A 20,445-nucleotide genomic window follows, 5' to 3' on the forward strand; every position below is an offset into this window, starting at 1 on the left:
ATCCCCCGGGCACTACTCCCTGACGCCAAATACGCCACCAACTGACCGAACGCCCGAATTGACAGCCGACCCCGCCACTTAACTACGTGGCCTTGTCGCACGGTCCGGTGGTGTTGAAGTACTTGGTCTTGGGCACCGTCACAGTGTGCCATCGAGTGGTGACAGATTCGATTGGTTCGACTCGGACCGCCAGGGTTTCACGCCGCCGGACAAGACCATCCGCATGGTGGTGCCCGCCGCCGCCGCGCCGCGCCCGAGGAGGCCGCCGACCTGCTGCGCGACTCCATGCGCTGCTTCGCCGACCGGGTGTGGAACTCACTCCGGACACCGATCGTTGAGGTCGGCGGCACACAACCGATCTTCGACAGTTCGACAGGAGAACAGACCTGTGGTCTTCAAACGGATGCTGGGTGCTTTCGGTGTCGGCGCACCCTCGGTGGACACCGTCCTGTCCACGCCGCGCACCCGGCCGGGCGGCACGCTGGAGGGCGAGGTACGGCTCAAGGGCGGCGACTTCGACGCCGAGATCGAGCACATCACCCTCGGCCTGGTGGCCCGGGTGGAGATCGAGCACGGCGACATGGAGAGCGCCGGGATGAGCGAGTTCTCCCGCGCCCAGGTCTCCGGGCCGTTCACGCTGCGCAAGGGCGAGGACCGCGTCGTCACGTTCACGATCCCGGTGCCGTGGGAGGCGCCGATCAGCGAGATCGGCGGGCAGCCGCTGACCGGCATGAAGGTGGGCGTGCGCACCGAGCTGGCCATCGCCAAGGCCGTCGACAAGGGCGACCTCGACATGATCGCCGTCGAGCCGCTGCCGTCGCAGTTGCGGATCCTGGAGGCGTTCCTGGACCTCGGCTTCGGGTTCAAGTCCGCCGACCTCGAGGTCGGGCGGTTGTACGGGGTGGACCAGGAGCTGCCGTTCTACCAGGAGATCGAGTTCCACCCGCCGGCTCAGCAGCGCGGGGTCGTGGGCGAGGTCGAGGTCACGTTCGTCGCCACCCCGTCCGGGCTGACGGTGGTCCTGGAGGCCGACAAGCGCGCCGGCCGCTACTCCGGGGACGCGATCGGTCATTTCGCGGTCAGCCACGACGACGCCCTGCGGACCGACTGGGCCGGCGAGATCGGCCGCTGGCTGTCCGGCCTGTCCCAGTACGACCTGTCCCGCTACGGCCACGGCGGCCACCACGACTACCAGGGCCACGGCGGGGGGCTGGGCGCGGTGGCCGCAGCCGGCGCCGCTGGCGTGGTGGGCGGTCTCGTGGCGGGTGAGATCGTCGAGGAGGTCGTGGAGGAGGCCTTCGAGGGCGACGAAGGCGGCGGCTGGTAACCCGGTCGGCGCGCGGCCACGGGTCCGTCCCGTGGCCGCCTTTTCACGGTTCAGCCGCGGAGTTCGACGTACATGCCCGCCGTCAGCGACACATCGGAGGCCGCCGGCTCGACCTGGACGGCGAGCTCGATCCAGTCGATGCTGCGGTGTCGGCCACGCGGAGTCGCCGCAGGCAGCACGGCCAAGGTGGCTGGTTCTTCGGGTCCGCCGGTGAGCAGCAGGTCGTGGATGGTTTGCGCCACGTGGCGCCGTCACCGTGGGCGGGCACCAGCAGTTCGGCCAACGCCCAGGTACGACCGGGCCATCCCGTGCTCATGGCCCAGGCCCACAAGCTGTCTCCCGCGGCGGGCTTCCACCAGGGCGAGACCCTGCTGCCGGCATTGGACGGCAAAACGCGCCACGAACAAATCGGCGTGTTCCGTTCCCCACTCATACGGCGGTTCGCCATACACTGCACGGTCAACTGGCCCGGGCATGCGGGGCCGCCTGCTCACGGACAATGCTGTTCCTGTTACGAAGCGCTCACGCCACCTCCACGTCCGACATCAGCAAGCTCGGGTGGTCCGCTCGATCTGCGCGAGTAGCAACTGTGCACGGCGTTCAGCCATTTCGCGTCGATCTCGCGCCCGGTGATCCGGCCTGCCAGCCGTAGCGCGGATGTGACGCTTACCTCGATGGTCACGGGATTCTCGATACCGTCGTCATCTGGGTTGTCCAACTGGAAGAACAGTCCTTCCATGAGTGGGTCGAGGGCGTGCGGGTCTGTGCCTCCTCGCTCGGCAGGCCAGTCGATGAGGAAGCAGGTGACGACGACCCCGTCGATCGCCCAGTCGAGGCGGTAGTTGTCGTAGCCGCATTTGACGCTGAGCGCTCGCGTGCCGCGCGACACTTCCTGGAGGAAGGACAGCGGTGAAGGGTAAAGGCCGAACAGTAAGGCCTGTGCCCAGCCGTTGGCCGTGCCGGCCCACATGCCGGGACCCGGCTCGGCCTCGGGTCGCGCCAGGTTGTCGATGTCGCACCGGAACGCGCTGGCCGGGTCACCGCCCAGACGGCGGCACAACTCGTTGGCACCCATTCCCTCCGCCCACACCAAGTGGAAGCCCGAGTATTCCTCGCTGTCGAGATCGAAGGAGACCAGCAGGTCGTACAGATCGGTCGGATGGGGCACGGGATCCTTTCCACAAGACGGCGGAACAGGTGCCCGACCATGCGGTCCGGCACCTGTTCCGTGGGTGGCTACTTGACGCTGACCCAGAACTTGCTGCTATTCACCACTCGATAACGAGCATAGAAGAGCCAGAGATCCCGTCCGGCCACCTGGTTATGTGCCGTCTTGACGGCACGCGCCGAGGCGTTCTCGAAGCGTAGCCGCTTGCCATTGACCAGCAGCCCGTCGCCGGCGCCCTCCTTCGTGGAAGCGAACGGGAACTCATCGCACTCCTGATCTCGCCGAGGCCAACCCGGATAGTGGGCCAGGCAGGCTTTCATGGCCCACTACCGATTTCGCCTCGCATCTTCTTCCCGTCCGCGTGCTGTCGCAACAGACGGTGGGTACGAGAGGATCGCGTCTGCTCGGAACCCGCTCAATTTCTGGCTTGACCCACAGAGGCACCTTGGCATTGCTTTCGAATATCCAGGCATGATAATCGGCAAAGCACGCCACGAACACATCGGCATGCTCCCCTCCCCACTCATACGGCGGTTCGCCATACACTGCACGGTCAACTGGCCTGGGCATGCAGGGCCGCCTGCTCACGGAACATACTGTTCCTGTTACGAAACGCTCACGCCACCTCCACGTCCGGCATCAGCACGCTTTCGCGGTCAGCTCTGCTTGAGTGAGTAATTGCTGTGCACGGCGTTCAGCCATTTCGCATCGATCTCACGCCCGGTGATCCGGCCTGCCAACCGTAGGGCGGAAGTGACGCTGACCTCGATAGTCACGGGGTTCTCGATACCGTCGTCATCTGGGTTGTCCAACTGGAAGGCAAGTCCCTCCATGAGCGCGTCGAGTGCGTGCGGATCGACTCCTCCTCGCTCGCTCGGCCAGGCGATGGCGAGGATCGTGACGATGGTGCCGTCCACCGCCCAGTGGAGAAGGTGATTCTCGTAACCGCATTTGATGCTGAGTGCTCGTGTGCCGCGCGACACTTCCTGGAGGAAGGACTTCGGCGAGGTGTACAGGTTGAACACTAGGGCCTGTGCCCAGCCGTTGGCCGTGCCAGCCCACATGCCGGGACCCGGCTCGGCCTCGGGTCGCGCCAGGTTGTCGATGTCGCACCGGAACGCGCTGGCCGGGTCGCCGCCCAAACGGCGGCACAACTCGTTGGCACCCATTCCCTCCGCCCACACCAAGTGGAAGCCCGAGTATTCCTCGCTGTCGAGATCGAAGGAGACCAGCAGGTCGTACAGATCGGTCGGATGAGGCACGGGATCCTTTCCACAAGACGGCGGAACAGGTGCCCGACCATGCGGTCCGGCACCTGTTCCGTGGGTGGCTACTTGCACGGTGCCTCATTTCTGCCACATCCGCGCGCCGAAGCTGCTCTGGAACTGACAACGCCACCTTGCTTGGCTTCTCTTGCGGGGCTGTCAGCCAGAGAGGAGGCATGCCATATGAGTAACGGTGGCGGAGCACCGAAGCCGACAATCTTCCGCCATGAGGGGCACGAAGCTGTGCCCGCGTACCGGTCGCGCAGCCAGGCGGCGGGGCGCAGCGGGCAGCGAGACGCGATGCTCCAGAAGACCTTGGCTGCGAGAGACTCCTTCGCGAGTTGTATCCCACTCCCCGCCATGGTTTCATCCGTTGCCACGGCGCGGCTGCATACAAGACTGCTTCTGCAAAAATGGCGGCTTATGGCTGTGATGAACGATGCCGAACTAGTGGTGAGCGAGCTGGTCACCAACGCGATAAAGGCGACCAATATTATTCCGCAGCAGGCTCGCTATCCCGAAATTCATGACCGCATGGAGGTGGTCTGCCTCTGCCTGTATTCGCTGGCGAGTGAGCTGCTCATTGAAGTATGGGACACGAGGAACGCCCGGCCGACACGATATGAGAGCACGCTCGACGATGAAGGTGGACGCGGATTGTTCCTGGTCGAGCACCTCAGCATTCAGTGGGGGACGCGGTATCCGCTGACCGGCGGAAAGACCGTATGGTCGAGACTGGCGGTTGGGGGCTCGGATGAGGCCTTCTGATCTGACGGACCAATGGCCATGCCCCGGGCTCGCTCCACACCCGCCACGCCGGGCTGACGCCCAAACGTCTCCCCTCAAGTGGACCGCGGACAACCCGTCTCATAGCCGAACTCTCGAATACACCTGCTCATGCCGCACAATCTTTTACGAGTTGCTGGCGTCGGGCGGCAACTATCGGATCCGCCGCACGGACCAAGCCATGTTTCCACAGAAGGCATACGCCGGTCCGTGGCGCCGCCAGGTGGCAGAACACATGTGGAAGAAGATCCTCACCGGCGAGGCCCATTTATGTTACGCATGCCGACGAACGGTGGCGCCGGCGCGACCCCGCTGACGGGTCAGCGGCCCAGCCTGGCGGCCTCGGGCAGGGCGCCGTTCCAGGCGGGGCCGTGGACGTACGCCAGGTCTGCCTCCATGCGTGCCGCCGCCTCCCGGAGCGCGGGCAGAACGTCGCGGACCAGGTCGGCGGGGGTGGCGCGGCTGACGTGTGTGGCGACGTTGACGGCGGCGACCACCCGGCCGGCGCGGTCCCGGATGGGGACCGCGAGCGATCGCACCCCCTCCTCCAGTTCCTGGTCGACTAGGGCGTAGCCGTCCGCGGCGGCCTGCCGGACCGCGGCCTTCAGGTCGGCGGTGCTGGTGATGGTGTGGCGGGACAGCGGCCTCGGGGTGATGCCGTCCAGCCGCTCCTCCGGCAGGGAGGCGAGCAGCACCCGGCCCATCGAGGTCGCGTACGCGGGGAAGCGGGTGCCGACGGTGATGTCCACGCTCATGATGCGCTCGGTCGGGACGCGGGCAAGGTAGACGATGTCGTCGCCGGACAGCACGGCGACCGAGGCCGACTCGTGGACGCGGGCCACCAGGTCCGCCAGGTGCGGCTGCACGACGGCGCGGAAGGCACGTCCGGACAGGTGGGCGTACCCGAGCTCCAGGACCTTGGGCAGCAGGACGAAGCGGAGTGTGCCGTCGGCGGCCACGTAGCCGAGCCGTTCCAGGGTCTGAATGGCGCGGCGCACGGTCGCCCGTGGCTGCCCGGTGGCCCTGGCGGCGTCGGCCATGGTGGCGCCGCCAGGGGTGCCGAGCGCGACCATCACGGCCAGGCCGCGGGCCAGGGACTGCAGGTAGCCCGCGCCCAGCTCCTTCTTGGCGGCCCGTGAGAGGTCCTCGGCGGCGGCGGCCTGGCGCGACTCGGGAGCGGCGTCGCGGCGGGCCACGGCGGCGTCGTGGCCGGGCCCGGAGGCACGGCGGGCCAGCGCCGACTCCATTTCCGCGACGGTCTCGAGCAGCCGGGGCAGGGCGTGCTCGCGCAGGCCGGCGGCGGTGTGCCTGCTGGTGTGGCTGACCACGCTGACCGCGCACACGGGCTCGCCGTCCCGGTCCCGTACGGGCACCGCGACCGCCACCAGCCCAGGCTCGATGAGCTGGTCATCCTCGGCCCACGTCGCCGGCGGGCCGAGCAGGGCGAGACCGGCCGCGCACCGGTCGGCGGGCAGCAGGTCGCCGACCCGGAAGGCCACGGACATGGTGCGCCGCCGGGTGAACTGGCCGATGAAGCGCACCGCGTCGCCGTCCCGCACCGCCAGCGACACCGACTCGTCCAGGTCCTCGGCCAGCCGCCCGGCCTGCGGGGACAGCACATCACGCAGGCCGCCGCAGGCGAGGTACGCCTCCCCCAGCTCCATCAGCCGCGGCGCGAGCCGTACGTTCCGGTCGTCCAGCCCGACGTAGCCGAGGTGCGCGAACGTGGCCAGCACGCGGTCCACCGTGGACCTGGCCAGGCCGGTCGCGCGGACCAGGTCGCCGGCGGCCATGCGCCGGCGCGGGTCGGCGGCCAGGACGCGCAGCACGCTCAGGCCGCGCTCCAGGGTTCCGGCCGATTCCATCGCCCCACCTCGAGATCCTTTGACAGGAACGCCCTCATTACAGATACTCGACCACACAATAGTGGACAAAAGTTCACTATGCGAACACTACCTCCGGTGAATGGAGCGTCGTGCGGAGAGACAAGGTGGTCGCGACCGCCGAGGAAGCGCTGGCGGGCGTGCGGGACGGCGCGTCGTTCGCGGTCGGCGGCTTCGGCCTCAGCGGCATCCCCAACGTGCTGATCCAGACCCTCTACAACACCGGGGTGACCGGTATCTCGGTCGTGTCGAACAACTGCGGCGTCGACGGCGGCGGACTCGGCGTGCTGCTCGCGGCCGGGCGCATCGCCCACGTGACGGCGTCGTACATCGGCGAGAACAAGGAGTTCGCCCGTCAATATCTCGGCGGCGAGCTGGAGGTGGAGCTGACCCCGCAGGGCAGCCTGGCCGAGCGGCTGCGCGCGGGCGGCAGCGGCATCCCCGCCTTCTACACCCCGGCCGGGGTCGGCACCCCGGTGGCCGACGGCGGCCTGCCGCTGCGCCACAACCCCGACGGCTCGGTCGCGGTCATCTCGCCGCCGAAGGAGGTGCGCGAGTTCGACGGCCGGCAGTACGTCCTGGAGTACGGCATCACGACGGACTTCGCGCTGGTACGGGCGGCGAAGGGCGACCGGCACGGCAACCTGGTCTTCAACAAGGCCTCCCGGAACTTCAACCCCCTCGCCGCGATGGCCGGCCGGATCACGATCGCCGAGGTCGAGGAGCTGACGGAGCTGGACCCCGACGAGGTCCACCTGCCCGGCGTCTTCGTCCAGCGGATCCTGCCGCTGACCCCCGAGCAGGCCTCGGACAAGGGCATAGAGAAGAGGACGGTCCGCCCATGAGCTGGACGCGTGACGAGATGGTGGCCCGGGCTGCGGCCGAGCTGCGCGACGGCGACTACGTCAACCTGGGCATCGGACTGCCCACCCGCATCCCGTCCTTCCTGGCGGACGACGTGGACGTGATCCTGCACTCGGAGAACGGCATCCTCGGCGTCGGCCCCTACCCTGCCGAGGACGAGGTCGACCCCGACCTGATCAACGCGGGCAAGGAGACGGTGACCGTGCGGGACGGGGCGGCGTTCTTCGACTCGTCGCTGTCGTTCGGCATGATCCGCGGCGGGCACATCGACGTGGCGGTGCTGGGCGCGATGCAGGTGTCGGCCGGCGGCGACCTGGCTAACTGGATGGTTCCGGGGAAGCTGGTCAAGGGCATGGGCGGGGCGATGGACCTCGTCCACGGCGCCCGGAAGGTCATCGTGATCATGGACCACACCGCCAAGGACGGGTCACCGAAGATCGTCAAGGAGTGCGCGCTGCCGCTCACCGGGAAGGCGTGCGTGCACCGGATCATCACCGACCTGGGCGTGCTCGACGTCACCGAGGACGGGCTGCGCCTGGTGGAGACCGCGCCGGGAGTGAGCGTGGCGGAGCTGCGCGAGCGTACGGAAGCCGAGGTGCTGGCATGAACACCGTGTACGTCGTGGACGCCGTCCGCACGCCTTTCGGCAGGCACGGCGGGGCCCTGGCCCGCGTCCGCCCCGACGACCTGGCCGCGCACGTCGTCGCGGCGATCGCCGAGCGCAACGACGTCGAGGCCCCCGACGAGGTCGTCTTCGGCAACGCCAACGGCGCCGGCGAGGAGAACCGCAACGTCGCCCGCATGGCCGCGCTGCTGGCCGGCCTGCCGGTGACCACGCCGGGCGCGACCGTGAACCGGCTGTGCGGCTCCGGCATGGAGGCCGTCATCCAGGCGTACCGGATGATCGCGCTGGGCGACGCGTCCACCGTGATCGCCGGCGGCGTGGAGTCGATGACCCGCGCCCCGTGGGTGCTGCCCAAGCCGGACCGGGCCTTCCCCGCGGGCGGGCAGGAGCTGGTCTCCACGACGCTCGGCTGGCGGCTGGTCAACCCGAAGATGCCGGCCGAGCACACCGTGCCGCTCGGCGAGGGCGCCGAGCTGATCGCCGACAAGCACGGCATCACGCGGGAGGAGCAGGACGCGTACGCGCTGGCCAGCCACCAGAAGGCGGCCAAGGCGTCCTTCGGCCGCGAGATCGTCCCCGTCGGGGATCTGACCAGGGACGAGGGCATCCGCGAGGACACCTCGCCGGAGGCGCTGGCCCGGCTCAAGCCCGTCTTCCGCAAGGGCGGCACGGTCACCGCGGGCAACTCCTCGCCGCTCAACGACGGCGCGGCGGCGCTGCTGCTCACCGACGAGGCCGGGCTGCGCGGCCGTGAGCCCCTGGCCCGGATCGTCGCCGGGGCCGCCAGTGCCCTCGAGCCCCGCTACTTCGGCCTCGGCCCGGTCGAGGCCGCCAACCGGGCTCTCGCCAAGGCCGGGAAGACGTTCGGCGACCTGGCCACCGTCGAGCTGAACGAGGCCTTCGCCGCCCAGGTCCTCGGCTGCCTGGCCGAGTTGCCCGATCTCGACCCCGCCCTCGTCAACCCGAACGGCGGCGCGATCGCGCTCGGCCACCCCCTCGGCGCCTCCGGCGCCCGCATCACCGGGACCGTGGCCCACCGCCTGGCGGCGGCCGGCTCCGGCACCGGCCTGGCTTGTCTCTGCATCGGCGTCGGCCAGGGCCTGGCCGTCGTACTGGAAAGGTAGCCGCTATGACCCCACCCCTCACCCAATCCGACATCGACCGCGAGATCGCCGAGCTGCACAAGGCCCACGACGGAGAGGAGGCGAACCACCCGCCGCGCGACTTCGCCCCCTACCGCAGCAGCGTGCTGCGCCACCCCAAGCAGCCGCTGATCGCGGTGAAGGACCCGGAGGCGGCCGAACTGGCCGGTCCCGTCTTCGGCGTCACCGACGTCACCGCGCACGACGCGGACCTGACCAAGCAGCACCTCGGCGATCCGCTGGGCGAGCGGATCACCGTGCAGGGGCGGGTGCTCGACCGCGCCGGGAAGCCGGTGCGCGGCCAGCTGGTGGAGGTCTGGCAGGCCAACGCCTCCGGCCGCTACCTGCACCAGCGCGACGACCATCCGGCGCCGCTCGACCCCAATTTCACCGGCGTGGGCCGCTGCCTGACCGACGACGAGGGCCGCTACGCGTTCACCACGATCAAGCCGGGCGCGTACCCGTGGCGCAACCACGTCAACGCCTGGCGGCCGGCGCACATCCACTTCTCGGTGTTCGGCACGGCGTTCACGCAGCGGCTGGTCACGCAGATGTACTTCCCGAACGACCCGCTGTTCGCGTACGACCCTGTGCTGCGGTCGGTGACCGACGAGCAGGCCAGGCAGCGGCTGGTGGCCGCGTACGAGCACGACCTGTCCGTGCCCGAGTGGTCTCTGGGCTACCGGTGGGACATCGTGCTCGACGGTCCGGCGGCGACCTGGATGGAGGAGGGCCGATGAAGCCGACGCCTTCGCAGACCGTGGGCCCGTTCTACGGCTACGCGCTGCCGTTCCCCGGCGGCGGCGACCTCGCTCCCGGCGGGATCACCGTCCAGGGGTACGTGTACGACGGGGCGGGCGACCCGGTGCCGGACGCGCTGCTGGAGTTCTGGCAGGCCGGCCCGTCCGGGGACCTGTCGGGCGCGCCGGGGACGCTGCGGCGGGACCCGGTGACCGGGGCCGTCATCGGGCGGCACGGGCTCGACTTCACCGGGTTCGGGCGGGTGCCGACCGACGCGGACGGCCGGTACGCGTTGCGCACGCTCATGCCGGGGAACGGGTACATCAGCGTGTGCGTGTTCGCCCGCGGCCTGCTCCACCACCTGTACACCCGCGTCTACTTCGGCCAGGACCCCTTCCTCGACGGGCTGCCGCCGCATCGCAGGGACACGCTGGTGGCGGTGCGGGAGCGCGAGGACTTCTACCGGTTCGACATCCATCTGCAGGGCGAGAAGGAGACGGTCTTTCTTGACTTCGGGTGATCCGTCCGGCGCGGACCTCGGGCTGCTGTCCCCCATGCGGGGCGCGGCGGAGGAGACCGGGGACGTCGCCGTCCTGCGGGCCATGCTGGACGCCGAGGTGGCGCTGACGCGGGCGCAGGCGGCGCTCGGGCTGGCGCCGCGGGAGGCGGCCGGTGCCGTGGCCGCCGCCGCGCGGGTGGAGGCGTTCGATCCGGCGGGGCTGGCCCGGCGGGCGCGTTCCGGGGGGAACCCGGTGATTCCGCTGGTGCAGGACCTCCGCAAGGCCGCGGAGCCGTATGGCGCATACGTCCATCGGGGGGCGACCAGCCAGGACATCATGGACACGGCGCTCATGCTGGTCTCGTACCGTGCTCTGGGACCGGTCCTGGAGGACGTCGAGCGGGTCGTGGCCGACCTCGCCCGGCTGGCGGCCGAGCACCGGGACACCCCGATGGCCGCGCGGACGCTCACCCAGCAGGCGGTGCCGACGACTTTCGGGCTCAAGGCGGCCGGGTGGCGCAAGCTGGCCGCCGACGCCCTGGCCCGGCTGCGCGATGCGCGGGTGGCGCTCCCGGCGCAGCTCGGCGGCGCCGCCGGCACGCTGGCGGCCTTCCGTCCCGAGCCCCTGGGCACCGGCCCAGGGCAGGCCGTGGATGCCGCTCCATCGGCGGGCGGCGGCGTCAACGCGCACGAAGGCGACCGTGCCCAGGGCCGGGGCGGGGGCGCCGGGTGGCCGGATGAGGAGCTGGGGTTGCGGCTCCTCGGGCGGTTCGCGGCCGAGGCCGGGCTGGCCGAGCCGGTCCTGCCGTGGCATGTCCTGCGGACGCCCGTCGCCGACCTGGGCGGGGCGCTGGCGTTCGCGGCCGGCGCGCTGGGCAAGATGGCCGCCGACGTGCTGGTGCTGTCGCGTACCGAGATCGGCGAGCTGTCCGAGGGCGTGGGCGGCGGCTCGTCGTCCATGCCGCACAAGCACAACCCGGTCAGGTCCGCGATGATCGCCGCCGCGGCCCGCCAGGTCCCCGCGCTGGCCGCCATCCTGTACGGCTCCCTCGCCGCCGAGGACGAGCGCCCCTCCGGCGCCTGGCACGCCGAGTGGCAGCCGCTGCGCGAGGCGCTCCGACTGGTGGCCGGGGCCGCCCGCGACGCCGCCGAGCTGGTCGCGGACCTGCGGGTGCATCCGGAGCGCATGCGCGCCAACCTGACCCTGTCCGGATCGACCGGCTCCGCCGGCGCCCTCGTCGACCGGGCTCTGGAAGAGGAGTGACGATGTTGCAGCACCGGCTGGACGGCCCGGAGAGCGGGGAACCGCTGATCCTCGGGCCGTCGCTCGGCACCTCCCTGCGGTTGTGGGAGTCGCAGCTGGCCGCGCTCGCGCGGACCTTCCGGGTGCTCAGATTCGACCTGCCCGGCCACGGCGGGTCGCCCCCGCCCGGCCACGGCGCGGCACTCACCGTCGACGACCTGGCGCGGATGGTGCTGGAGGTGGCGGACGCGCAGGGCTTCGACACCTTCCACTACGCGGGCGTCTCCATCGGCGGCGCGATCGGCGCGACGCTGGCGGTCCGCCACCCCGGGCGGCTGCGGTCGCTGGCGATGATCTGCTCCTCGGCCAGGTTCGGCGAGCCGCAGGCGTGGCGGGACCGGGCCCGGCTGGTCCGCGACGAGGGCACGGGACCGCTGCTGGAAGCCACGGCCAAACGCTGGTTCGCCGGCCCGGCCGACCAGGCGTTGCTGGACGACCTGGCCGCAGCCGACCCCGAGGCGTACGCGGCCTGCTGCGACGCCCTGTCGGCCTACGACCTGCGCGCCGCGCTGGCCGAAGTCAAAGCCCCCACCCTGGTCGTGGCCGGGCGGGACGACCCGGCGACGCCGCCCGTGCACGCCAGGCAGCTGGCCGACGGCATCCCCGGCGCCACACTCGTGGAGCTGGCCGGCGCCGCCCATCTGGCCAACGCCGACCAGCCCGAACGCGTCACTGCCGCGCTCCTCGCCCACCTGCCCGCCACACCCGGCATGCGGGTGCGGCGCGAGGTGCTCGGTGACGCGCACGTGGACCGGGCGATCGCCCGCACCACCCCGTTCACCAGGGACTTCCAGGACTTCATCACCCGCTACGCGTGGGGCGAGATCTGGACCCGGCCGGGCCTGGACCGGCGTGCCCGCAGCTGCGTCACCCTGACCGCGCTCGTGGCGCACGGCCACCTGGACGAGCTGGCCATGCACGTACGCGCCGCGCTCCGCAACGGCCTGACCCCGGACGAGATCGGCGAGGTGCTCCTGCAGACGGCCGTCTACTGCGGCGTGCCCGCGGCCAACGCCGCCTTCGCCGTCGCCCAGCGCGTCCTGGAGGAGTGACCCTTCAAGGAATCATGACCGGCGGATCCGCCGCAGCGCGAGCCCGCCCGCGGACAGGAGCGCGAGCGCGAGGACGAGCCAGCCGGGGCTCACGGCGGAAAGCCGATCGGTGATCCAGCCCTGCACGACGGTCGCGGTGTCCACGACCGGGTCGCCGGCGGGCTGTCCGGACAGGACGCGTAGCTCGTACCAGCCGTAGTACGTGACGTACAGGCCCGCCAGGACCAGCAGCGCCCCGCCGGTCCTGGACACGTACGGCAGCAGCCGCCGCAGCCTGGCCACCGCGGCGGCGTGGGCGAGCGCCACGGCCAGCGACAGCGCGGCCACGACCAGGCCCATGCCGGCCGCGTACGCCACGAACGCGGCCAGCCCGCCGAGCAGCCCGCCGCCCGACAGCGAGGCCGAGGTGACCGCGAGGAACGGCCCGGCGGTGCAGGAAAGGGAGGCCACCGCGTACGACAGCCCGTAGCCGTACAGGGACAGGGGCGAGCTCGTGGGGCGGCCGGTGGCGAGCCCGGGCAGGCGCAGCAGCAGCTCGCGGCCGGACAGCAGCCAGACGCCGAGCCCGGTCAGCGCCACCCCGATGACGATCGTCACCCAGGGCAGATAACGGCCCGCCGACACCGCCAGCGCGGTGACGGCCAGCCCGAACAGGCCGAAGACCGTGACGAACCCGGCCGTCATGGCGCCCGACAGGACCAGCGCCCGCGCGAGAGGCCCGCGGCGGCCCGCGTCGTCGGTGATCAGCAGCGTGAGGTAGGCGGGCAGCATGGCGAAGCCGCACGGGTTGAACGCGGCCACCGTCCCGGCGGTGAGCGCCAGGGCGAGGGGCAGGTCGGAAGGGCTCACGCGGGCGCTCGCCCGCCGCCGGGCGCGGGCACCGCCGCGCTACCCATCGCGCAGCGCGCGGACGAGGTCGTCCAGCTGCTTCTCGCCGAGCGGTCCCGACGCCTTCGCGGTGGTGCCGTCGGGCTTCATGAACACGAACGTGGACTGGGCGCTGACGCCCAGTTTCGTCCACACGGCGCCCTTCTCGTCCGACAGCTGGGTGAAGCCGTCCGTGCCCGTGCGCTGGACGAACTCCTTCATCGCCGCCTCGGTGTCCAGCCCGGCCACGCCGACGAAGGCGACGTCGCCGTACTCGGCGGCCGCGGCCTTGACGTGCGGCGCCTCGGACATGCACTTGGGGCACCACGGCGCCCAGAACCAGAAGACCACGGGCCGCCCGGCCAGGCTCTCGCCCTGGAACGTCTTGCCTTCGAGTGTCTTGGCGGAGAACTTCAACGCCTCGGGGACCGCCGCCTTCTCGGGGGCGGGCTCGCCGGATGCCGGAGGCGCGGTGGTGGCCGGCGCGGTCGTCGCGGGCGGGGCCGCCGAGGTCGCCTGGGCCTCGGTCGTCGCGCCGCCGGCCGGGGCGGTCCCCTGCCCGCCGCAGGCGGTGGCCAGCAGGGCCGCCGTCACCAGCGCGGCCGCCATTCGTACTGTCAGCATGCGTCCAAGCGTAGGAGGGCCCGGCGGGACGAATCCTTACGAGCCGGTGACGCAGGTGCGTCCTTTTGCGTGGTGGGCACGGCGCCGCCGCTGCTTCCATCGTGCGGTACGCGGTCGTCAAAGACACGGGGGTACTCCCATGGCCGACATCCTGCCGCTCGACGAGACCTGGTTACGGGGCGCCCCCGGCGACTGGCCGGAGCTCAGGGACCGGGTCACATTTCCCTCCCGCGCCCAGGTGCTGGAGCTGTCCGTCCAGCTGTCCCGGTCCGTGCCGGGCCACATCGTGGAGTTCGGCGTCTGGAAGGGCCACTCCACCAGAGTGATCAGGGACGAGTTGTGGAGGTCCCGGCTGTGGGACCGCCGGCAGCGAGGGAAGCGGATCTACGCCTGCGACTCGTTCCGCGGGCTGCCCGAGGGCTACGAGAACCTGGCGGCGGGCACGTTCGCGACGCCGGTGCCGCGGCTGAAGGGGGTGCGGATCGTCGAGGGGTTCTTCGAGGACTCGCTGACGCCGGAGCTCGCCTCCGAGGTGGGGCGGGTGAGCCTGGTCCACTTCGACGCCGACCTGGAGTCGGCCACGGAGTGCGCGCTGGAGTGGGTGACGCCGCTGCTCTCCGACGGGTGCCTGCTGCTGTTCGACGAGTTCTGCGGCGAGGATCCCGCCGAGTACCGCGCGTTCACGAAGTGGAGCGAGTGGTCCGGGACCCGGGCGGCGCTGGTCGCACTCTTCGGCCGGGAGCCGAGCGGCAAGGGAGGCATGACGGACCGGCGGGCGCTGTTCCAGGTGATCGGCGAGCGGCCGGTCAGGAAGGCTCCGCCGTTGCCGCCGGTCCGGCTGCGGAGGAGGCTGGCGTCGCGCTGGTGAGCCAGTCCGCGTACCGGGTGGCGAGCAGCCCGGGCAGGCCACCGGTGTGCACGAAGACGACCCGGGTGCCCTGCGGCAGCTCGCGGACCGCGGCGAACAGGCCGGCCATCGCCTTGGCCGTGTAGACGGGGTCGAGCAGCAGCGCGTCCGCCCGGGCCGCGGCCCGCAGCGCGGCCAGCGCCGCGTCCGTCGGAACGCCGTACCCCTCACCGGCCTGCGCCGGGTCCAGCCGGCACCGTCCGGTGGGCGCGGGCAGTCCGGCGTGGTCCGCGGCCCCGGCGGCGAGCTCCTCGATCGCCGCGGCCAGTCCGGGGCGGGCGCCGACGTCGATCCCGAGGACCTTGCCGTGGTCGCCGAAGCCGGCGGCGAGCCCGGCTTGCGTGCCGCCCGAGCCGGCGGCCACCACGACGAGCCCCGGGTCCAGCCGCTCGGCCAGCTCGCGGGCCACCGGCGCGTAGGCTGCGGCCCCGAGCGCGGTGGACCCGCCGATCGGGATCGCGTACGGCCTGCGCCCCTGCCCGGCCAGTTCCCGGGCGCGTGCCTCGATGGCGGCCTCGAGCTCGGCGTACGGCAGCGGCCCGCCGTCCAGCACGCGGATGCGGGCCCCCAGCACCCGGTCGAGCAGCAGGTTGCCGCTCTCGTCCCCGGGCGTGAGCACGAGGTCGCAGCCGAGGCCGGCGATGTTGGCGGCGGCCGCCGTCATCCTGGCGTGGTTGCTCTGCGCTCCCCCGCCGGTCACGAGGTGATCGCACCCCCGGGCGACCGCGTCGGCGACGATCGCGGCGAGTTTGCGGGCCTTGTTGCCGCCCCCGGCCAGTCCCGTCAGGTCCTCCCGCTTGACCCACAGCTCGCCGGGGTCCATGCCGAGGCGCCTGGCCAGGTTCGGCAGCGGGTGCAGCGGGGTGTCGGGGACGGGAAGGATCACCGGCCCATCGTGTCCGCCGCGCGCGAGGGCGGGCAAGACCCTGGAACGTCCGAGAAATAGGTCCTTGCCGAAAAGAAGAGCGCGTTTACGCTTTCGTCATCGTTCGTTCATGCTGATCCTGTCCTGAGGGCAAACGCCATGACCGACCTTGACCGACCTTGACCGACCTTGACCGACCTTGACCGACGATCGTTCCTCGGCCGCGGCCTCACCACCGCCGGCGTGCTGGCGAGCGGCCTGGCCATCGAGACCCTGGCCACCCATGAGCGACGGCGTCGCGACCCCGATCGCCCACGACGGCATGGCCGCCTTCCCCGGCACCCGCCGCCACACCGTCCGCCTGATCCGCAACCACGAGGTCCGCACCACCCCCGGCTCGCCGGTCGGCCGGGTGCACGTCGAGGGCTCGGAGCGCTACGACGAGCTCGGCGTGGCAGGCACCACGACGCTGGAGGTGGACCTGCGCGACGGCAGGGTGGTGCGGCACTTCGTCAGTCTCAACGGCACGATCGTCAACTGCGCGGGCGGCCGGATGTTGCATCAGCGCGGCTGGCTGACGTGCGAGGCGACGACCGCGGGCCCGGGCCAGGGCTGGACGCGCAAGCACGGCTACGTCTTCGAGGTGCCGCTGAACGGCCCAGAGCCGGGACGGCCCGCCCCCTCTCAGCCCCTGACGGCGATGGGCCGCTTCTCCCACGAGGCGGTCGCGGTCGACCCGCGCACCGGGTACGTCTACGAGACCGAGGACGAGTCCGGCCGGCCCGACGGCTTCTACCGCTTCCGCCCCCGCGACCCGCGCGACCTGGCCGCGGGCGGCGTCCTGGAGATGCTCAAGATCAGGGGGATCGACGGCTACGACTGCCGCGAGGGTCAGACCATGGGCGCCCGGCTGCCGGTCGAGTGGGTCACCATCGACGACCCCGACCCCGATCTGGAGGGCGGCGACCCGGCCAACGCCGACGGCTACCTGGAGGGCTACGGCCAGGTCTGGCAGTACGTCCCCGGCCGCCGCGACGGAGGAACGCTGGTGCTGGTGTACGAGTCGCCTGGACGCAGGGAGCTCGACTCGCCGGACAACCTGACCTTCACGCCGCGCGGCGGCATCGTGCTGTGCGAGGACGACGCGGGCTCCGCCGACGCCGACCCGCATCCGCCGGCTCCCGGACTGGTCAACGTGAACCGGCTGATCGGGCTGGACCCGCCGGGCCGCACGTACGCCATCCGCGGCCCTTGGCACCGCGGCCCTCTGCAGGCCGGTCACGGTATGGTCATTGCTTGCACAATGTGATCGAACTGCCATAAGCCTGCGTGTATTCTGCCCATATGGGGGGTTTCGAGCGGCTTTGTTGTTCACGCTACGTGATCGGCGAAATGGGCTGAGGCGGTGCGGGAGGAGACCGCCTCGAGCCCGGGCGCGGCGGCGACCGGATCGTCGCCCCTGGACGAACTGCTGGCCGAGGCCGTCGCCAGCGCGGGGGCGCACATAGGCGTCGTCTACCTTCTGTCCGAGGACGGCGAGATGCTGCTGATGGACGCCGAGCTCGGCCTGCCGGCGCCGATCGCGAAGGCGTGGGCCAGGGTGAGGAAGAACGATCCCGTGCCGGTCGCGGCTGCGGTGCGTGAGCGGCGCATGATCTGGCTGTCCGGCCGGGAGCACATGGCCCGCAAGTTCCCCGCGGCGGCTCTCTCATTGCCGTACCACTTCGCGGTGGCGATCTGCCCCATCCGCACCGGCGACACGATCTGGGGCGGCTTCCTGCTGATGTGGCCGTCCGGCCGCAGGCCCATGCTCTCCCCGGCCCACCGCAAGATCATGGACGCGACCTGCGCGGAGCTGGGGGAGCTGCTCCGTCATGCGGCCGAGGAGGGCCGCCCGATCGTTCCCGGGCCGCGGCCGCGCGTCCTGGATCCCCGGCCCTCGCGCGGCGCCGACGCGGACCCGCAGCGGGTCGCGCTGGAGTCCCTCAACCGGCTGCCCGACGGGTTCTGCTCGCTGGACGTCGAGGGCCGCGTCATCCTGCTCACCGCGCCGGCCGCGGACCTGCTCACCAGTTGCTCCTCCGAGCTGCTGGGCAAGCGCCTGTGGGAGGCGGTGCCGTGGCTGGACGACCCGGCGTACGAAGACCGCTACCGGGCCGCGGTCGTCGGCCGGCAGGTCACCTCGTTCACCGCCCGCGACCCGGCGGGACGGCCGCTGACCTTCCGGTTCTACCCCGGCATGACCGGCATCACCGTCCGCATCACGCCTGCCTCGGCGGCCACCGACCGCACCCCCGGAGTCCCGGAGACCGGGGCCGACCGGCCCACCAGGGTGATCGCGCTGCACGAGATGCTGCACCTGGCGACCACCCTGGCCCGGGCGGTGACCGCGCAGGAGGTGATCGACCTCGTCGCGGACCACGTCATGCCCGTCTACGACGTCCAGGCCCTGGCCATCCTCACCTCCGAGGGCGGCAGGCTGCGGGTGGCCGCCTCGCGCGGGTACAGCCGGCAGGCGGTCGGCGAGTTCGACGGGCGTCCGGCGATCCCCCCGGCGCCCGAGCGGCACCCGTTCGACGCCGGCAAGCCGGCCTTCTTCTCCACCTGGGACGAGCTCCGCCAGACCTACCCGGACGCCGTCGCCTCCGACGACATGCGGGCCTGGGCCTTCCTGCCGCTGGTCACCTCGGGGCGGCCCATCGGCACGTGCGTCCTGGCCTACGACCGTCCGCACCACTTCAGCACCGACGAGCGCGCCACGCTCACCGCGCTCGCCGGGCTGATCGCGCAGGCGTTCGAGCGGGCCCGGCTCTACGACGTCAAGCACCAGCTCGCCCAGTACCTGCAGTCGAGCCTGCTGCCGCACACGCTGCCCGAGATGCCGGGCCTGGACCGGGCCGCTCGATACGTGCCCGCCACCCCCGGCATGGACATCGGCGGCGACTTCTACGACCTGATCCGCCTGAGCGACACGATGGCCGCCGCGGTCATCGGCGACGTGCAGGGCCACGACGTCACCGCCGCGGCCCTCATGGGGCAGGTGCGCACCGCCGTCCACGCCCACGCCACGGCCGGCGCCAGCCCGGGCGAGGTGCTCACGCACACCAACCGGCTGCTCATGGAGCTGTCGCCGGACCGGTTCACCAGTTGCCTGTACGTCAGCCTCGACCTGGAGAAGCACAGCGCCTGCCTGGCCAGCGCCGGCCACCTGCCGCCGCTGCTGGGCCGGCCGGGCGTGCCGACCCGGGTCATCGACACCTCGCCGGGCCTGCTGCTCGGCATCGACCCGGAGGCCGAGTACGCCACCCTGGACCTGCCCCTGCCGCCCGGATCCGTGCTGACCCTCTACACCGACGGCCTGATCGAGCAGCACGGGCTCGACCTGGGCGACGCCATCGCGGACCTGGCCGGCCGCTTCGTCCTGTCCCCCGGCCTGCCCCTGCACGACCTGGCGGACTCCCTCATCGAGCCGGCGGCGCTCGACCAGCGCGCGGACGACATCGCGGTGCTGCTCCTGCGCGACGCGACCCGGTAGGTCACCCCGAGTACGTGAGGCGGAGCACCGCCTTGCGCTTCGACAGGGAGTCGACGCTGAAGACGATGCCGTTGAGCGCGGTGGACCCGCCCTCGCTGAAGCCCCCTCCCAGGACCAAGCCCGGCCCCTTGGCCTTCACGGTCACTTCGTTCGCGTTGAAACGCACCCACACCTTGGTCACGCCGAAACCGGGGTCGATCCGGAACGACACACGCTTGGTGATGGTGACCTTGCAATTACCGTCGTAGCAGGCACGCAGGTTGGGCTTGGCCGAGGTGGCGGCGGCCGCCGCGGTCGCCGTGGCGACCGGTGCCGCCCCGCCGACGACGAGGGACGCGGCGAGGGCGAGGGCGGTGGTGATCCTGGGGGGCATGATCCTCCTCATGCGGTAACGGAGCCGTCATCTGAGGAGTATGCAGGCGTTCGCCGGGACCGGTCCCGAGCCCGTTCGCCACGCTGGGCGCGCCTCAGCTCACCGCCTGCTTCACGAGCGCACTGATCCGCTCCTCCACCTCGGCCGTCACCTCGGTCAGAGCGAAAGCGGCCGCCCACATCGTGCCCTCGTCCAGCTTCGCCTGGTCGCTGAACCCGAGCGTCGCGTAGCGCGTCTTGAACTTCGCCGCGCTCTGGAAGTGACACACGATTTTGCCGTCCAGCGCGTACGCGGGCATCCCGTACCAGAGCTTCGGCGCGAGGGCCGGGGCGCTGGCCGTGATGACGGCATGGACACGCTCGGCCAGGATCCGGTCCGAGTCCTGCATCTCGGCGATCTTCGCGAGCACGTCCCGCTCAGCCTCCGCCGCCTTGTCCGCCGGACTGCGGCGCGCCGCCGTCCTCAGCTCTTTGGCGTGGTCCTTCATCGCGGCCCGCTCCTCGGCCGTGAATCCCTCATACGTGCTGGTTGCGGCGCTGCCCATCGTGTTCTCCTTCGTCGTCTTGGTGTGAGACAAGACTGTCCGACCGGGTCAATACATTCGCTATGCGACGACGAT

General features: G+C 71.3%; 22 protein-coding genes. 12 read left to right on the forward strand and 10 right to left on the reverse strand.

What is annotated here, in order from left to right:
- Positions 1–388: 388 nt before the first annotated feature.
- Entirely contained in the window at positions 389–1,327 is a 939-nt protein-coding gene (locus ACIBX3_RS52450; RefSeq protein ID WP_397128287.1) for a sporulation protein, read from the forward strand.
- Positions 1,328–1,377: 50 nt separating this feature from the next.
- On the opposite strand, the gene ACIBX3_RS52455 is transcribed toward ACIBX3_RS52450, so the two are convergent.
- From ACIBX3_RS52455 to ACIBX3_RS52470, 4 genes are all read right to left on the reverse strand, one after another.
- The gene (locus ACIBX3_RS52455; RefSeq protein WP_397128288.1) at positions 1,378–1,569 is read right to left on the reverse strand and encodes a hypothetical protein; all 192 of its coding nucleotides are present in this window, start codon (positions 1,567–1,569) and stop codon (positions 1,378–1,380) included.
- 269 nt (positions 1,570–1,838) lie between these two features.
- The gene (locus ACIBX3_RS52460; RefSeq protein ID WP_397128289.1) at positions 1,839–2,495 is read right to left on the reverse strand and encodes a DUF6461 domain-containing protein; all 657 of its coding nucleotides are present in this window, start codon (positions 2,493–2,495) and stop codon (positions 1,839–1,841) included.
- A gap of 68 nt (positions 2,496–2,563) precedes the next feature.
- Positions 2,564–2,815 (reverse strand): NucA/NucB deoxyribonuclease domain-containing protein, encoded by a 252-nt coding sequence (locus tag ACIBX3_RS52465; RefSeq protein ID WP_397128290.1) that lies wholly within the window; start codon positions 2,813–2,815, stop codon positions 2,564–2,566.
- 336 nt (positions 2,816–3,151) lie between these two features.
- On the reverse strand, positions 3,152–3,757 hold the full coding sequence (locus tag ACIBX3_RS52470; protein WP_397128291.1) for a DUF6461 domain-containing protein: 606 nt from the start codon (positions 3,755–3,757) through the stop codon (positions 3,152–3,154).
- Between the two features lie 186 nt (positions 3,758–3,943).
- Between ACIBX3_RS52470 and ACIBX3_RS52475 the strand changes: the two genes are divergently transcribed.
- Positions 3,944–4,528 (forward strand): ATP-binding protein, encoded by a 585-nt coding sequence (locus ACIBX3_RS52475; RefSeq protein ID WP_397128292.1) that lies wholly within the window; start codon positions 3,944–3,946, stop codon positions 4,526–4,528.
- A gap of 338 nt (positions 4,529–4,866) precedes the next feature.
- Here the strand turns inward: ACIBX3_RS52475 and ACIBX3_RS52480 are convergent, their stop codons facing one another.
- On the reverse strand, positions 4,867–6,411 hold the full coding sequence (locus tag ACIBX3_RS52480; RefSeq protein ID WP_397128293.1) for an IclR family transcriptional regulator C-terminal domain-containing protein: 1,545 nt from the start codon (positions 6,409–6,411) through the stop codon (positions 4,867–4,869).
- Positions 6,412–6,521: 110 nt separating this feature from the next.
- Here ACIBX3_RS52480 and ACIBX3_RS52485 point away from each other — a divergent pair, with 110 nt between their 5' ends.
- Genes ACIBX3_RS52485 through pcaC form a run of 7 tightly spaced genes read left to right on the forward strand, consistent with a single transcriptional unit; the run spans position 6,522 to position 12,655 of the window.
- On the forward strand, positions 6,522–7,274 hold the full coding sequence (locus tag ACIBX3_RS52485) for a CoA transferase subunit A (RefSeq protein WP_397128294.1): 753 nt from the start codon (positions 6,522–6,524) through the stop codon (positions 7,272–7,274).
- Positions 7,271–7,900: a CoA transferase subunit B gene (locus ACIBX3_RS52490; protein WP_397128295.1), complete on the forward strand. Its 630-nt coding sequence runs from the start codon at positions 7,271–7,273 to the stop codon at positions 7,898–7,900. Before ACIBX3_RS52485 ends, ACIBX3_RS52490 begins: the two co-directional genes overlap by 4 nt.
- Entirely contained in the window at positions 7,897–9,042 is a 1,146-nt protein-coding gene (locus ACIBX3_RS52495; protein ID WP_397128296.1) for a thiolase family protein, read from the forward strand. Before ACIBX3_RS52490 ends, ACIBX3_RS52495 begins: the two co-directional genes overlap by 4 nt.
- Before the next feature lie 5 nt (positions 9,043–9,047).
- Positions 9,048–9,800, forward strand: coding sequence for a protocatechuate 3,4-dioxygenase subunit beta (gene pcaH / locus ACIBX3_RS52500; protein ID WP_397128297.1), 753 nt, complete (start codon positions 9,048–9,050; stop codon positions 9,798–9,800).
- Positions 9,797–10,321: a protocatechuate 3,4-dioxygenase subunit alpha gene (gene pcaG, locus ACIBX3_RS52505; RefSeq protein WP_397128298.1), complete on the forward strand. Its 525-nt coding sequence runs from the start codon at positions 9,797–9,799 to the stop codon at positions 10,319–10,321. The genes pcaH and pcaG overlap by 4 nt, the downstream gene beginning before the upstream one ends.
- Positions 10,308–11,564 carry a lyase family protein gene (locus ACIBX3_RS52510; protein WP_397128299.1) on the forward strand — a complete coding sequence of 419 codons (1,257 nt, stop codon included), beginning with the start codon at positions 10,308–10,310 and terminating at the stop codon, positions 11,562–11,564. Before pcaG ends, ACIBX3_RS52510 begins: the two co-directional genes overlap by 14 nt.
- Before the next feature lie 2 nt (positions 11,565–11,566).
- On the forward strand, positions 11,567–12,655 hold the full coding sequence (pcaC, locus tag ACIBX3_RS52515) for a 4-carboxymuconolactone decarboxylase (RefSeq protein ID WP_397128300.1): 1,089 nt from the start codon (positions 11,567–11,569) through the stop codon (positions 12,653–12,655).
- 12 nt (positions 12,656–12,667) lie between these two features.
- On the opposite strand, the gene ACIBX3_RS52520 is transcribed toward pcaC, so the two are convergent.
- Together ACIBX3_RS52520 and ACIBX3_RS52525 are read right to left on the reverse strand one after the other, a co-directional pair.
- Entirely contained in the window at positions 12,668–13,504 is an 837-nt protein-coding gene (locus tag ACIBX3_RS52520) for a cytochrome c biogenesis CcdA family protein (protein ID WP_397128301.1), read from the reverse strand.
- 39 nt (positions 13,505–13,543) lie between these two features.
- Positions 13,544–14,146, reverse strand: a complete 603-nt coding sequence (locus tag ACIBX3_RS52525; protein WP_397128302.1) for a TlpA family protein disulfide reductase — start codon at positions 14,144–14,146, stop codon at positions 13,544–13,546.
- Between the two features lie 139 nt (positions 14,147–14,285).
- On the opposite strand from ACIBX3_RS52525, the gene ACIBX3_RS52530 reads away from it, so the two are divergent.
- A complete protein-coding gene (locus ACIBX3_RS52530) occupies positions 14,286–15,014 on the forward strand; it encodes a TylF/MycF/NovP-related O-methyltransferase (RefSeq protein WP_397128303.1) in 729 nt (242 codons plus the stop codon).
- On the opposite strand, the gene ACIBX3_RS52535 is transcribed toward ACIBX3_RS52530, so the two are convergent.
- Positions 14,953–15,939, reverse strand: coding sequence for a 1-aminocyclopropane-1-carboxylate deaminase/D-cysteine desulfhydrase (locus ACIBX3_RS52535; protein ID WP_397128304.1), 987 nt, complete (start codon positions 15,937–15,939; stop codon positions 14,953–14,955). The two genes, ACIBX3_RS52530 and ACIBX3_RS52535, sit on opposite strands and share 62 nt — an antisense overlap.
- 262 nt (positions 15,940–16,201) lie before the next feature.
- Here ACIBX3_RS52535 and ACIBX3_RS52540 point away from each other — a divergent pair, with 262 nt between their 5' ends.
- Both ACIBX3_RS52540 and ACIBX3_RS52545 read left to right on the forward strand, forming a co-directional pair.
- Positions 16,202–17,227, forward strand: coding sequence for an alkaline phosphatase PhoX (locus ACIBX3_RS52540; protein ID WP_397128305.1), 1,026 nt, complete (start codon positions 16,202–16,204; stop codon positions 17,225–17,227).
- A gap of 96 nt (positions 17,228–17,323) precedes the next feature.
- A complete protein-coding gene (locus tag ACIBX3_RS52545) occupies positions 17,324–19,453 on the forward strand; it encodes a SpoIIE family protein phosphatase (protein WP_397128306.1) in 2,130 nt (709 codons plus the stop codon).
- A 1-nt stretch (position 19,454) separates the two neighbouring features.
- Here ACIBX3_RS52545 and ACIBX3_RS52550 read toward each other — a convergent pair whose 3' ends face one another.
- Together ACIBX3_RS52550 and ACIBX3_RS52555 are read right to left on the reverse strand one after the other, a co-directional pair.
- On the reverse strand, positions 19,455–19,826 hold the full coding sequence (locus tag ACIBX3_RS52550; protein ID WP_397128307.1) for a hypothetical protein: 372 nt from the start codon (positions 19,824–19,826) through the stop codon (positions 19,455–19,457).
- 94 nt (positions 19,827–19,920) lie between these two features.
- The gene (locus ACIBX3_RS52555; protein WP_397128308.1) at positions 19,921–20,370 is read right to left on the reverse strand and encodes an iron chaperone; all 450 of its coding nucleotides are present in this window, start codon (positions 20,368–20,370) and stop codon (positions 19,921–19,923) included.
- Positions 20,371–20,445 lie beyond the last annotated feature (75 nt).

This window comes from Nonomuraea sp. NPDC049480 (genome assembly GCF_044465905.1).
In the GTDB taxonomy this organism is placed as follows: Bacteria; Actinomycetota; Actinomycetes; order Streptosporangiales; family Streptosporangiaceae; genus Nonomuraea.